Annotated in this window: 1 protein-coding gene and 1 pseudogene; both read right to left on the reverse strand. The window is 64.2% G+C overall.

What is annotated here, in order from left to right:
• Nucleotides 1-98, reverse strand: a pseudogene (locus CEY15_RS17770) (IS481 family transposase); the annotation flags it as partial.
• Between the two features lie 475 nt (nucleotides 99-573).
• On the reverse strand, nucleotides 574-1,159 hold a 586-nt coding region (locus CEY15_RS17780; protein WP_095719504.1), incomplete at its 5' end, for a recombinase family protein.

Consider the following 1,159-nt stretch of genomic DNA (forward strand, 5'->3'; position numbering starts at 1 on the left):
CGCTCGGCAGCCCGGGCCGGGGTCCAGCCGTTCTCGACGACACACCGGGCCAGGCGCAGTCTTCCCGTGGGCGTCAATGTCGCGTTAGCGTGGGACACGAAGACCTCCGTTGTGGATGTGGGTGCTTGGTCGCTTCCACACCTCACACGGAGGTCTTCCTCATTTCACCTCGCCATGCCGACCGGAGACACAACCTCCGTGGTCGGTACACCTAGAGATCGCCGCACAAGCCGGACCAATGGCGCAACCATTGGTCGACTACGCCAAAGAGGCATTTGTCAACGGCAGCAGTCAGGCCACACTTACGTTGGCAATCCTCACCGCCGCAGCCGCAGTCTTGCTAGCGATCCTTGCCCCGGGCACTGCTCCGCGTGACCACAAGACCACGGCCAGTTCCACAGCACCGGCACACCGGGACAGCGTCGGATAGGTGGCCCGTCCGGCTTCCGGCTGCACTGACTCGTGCCTGGAGAAACTGCGCAAGGTCAGCAAGAACCGCGGTCCCTCCCGAGTGCCGAATCTCGACGGTCGAGCTGCTGTGGCTAGCGATACCCACCATCTTCAGGGCGGGGGTCAGTGGCTGGTGCGTCCACGCCCGCCCGCTTCAACGCGCTGTAGTGCGCGGTAGAGCGTGGATCGGCCAACTCCGAGATTGCGGGCGATCACTGATGGCCCCTCCCCTGCCTCGATGCGGGCCCGGGCTTTGTCGACCTGCTCGGCGGTCAGGACTCGCTTACGACCCTTGTACTTGCCCTTCGCCTTAGCGATGGCAATGCCCTCAGCCTGACGTTCACGAATGATGGCCCGCTCGAACTCGGCGAACGCCCCGAGCAGCGAAAGCATCAGATCCGCTCGAGGATCCTGGGCGCCGGCGGCGTAGGTAGCCCGTTCATGGACAAACTCCACACTCGCGCCCTTGGCAGTGACCTCACCAACGATCTGCTTGAGATCAACCAGGGAACGAGCGAGTCTGTCCATTGACGCGACGACGAGCTCGTCACCGTCGCGCAGGTACCCGATGCACTCGGCGAGCTTCTCGCGATCGGCGCGCGAGCGCGCAGACTGCTTTTCGACATAGACCCGATCACACTCCCCCACCGCCTCGAGCTGACGCGCCTCATTCTGATCCGCAGCCGACACCCGCACATAGGCCACCCTC

Origin of the sequence: Dietzia natronolimnaea, from assembly GCF_002289575.1 — a bacterium.
GTDB classification, from domain to species: domain Bacteria; phylum Actinomycetota; class Actinomycetes; order Mycobacteriales; family Mycobacteriaceae; genus Dietzia; species Dietzia natronolimnaea_A.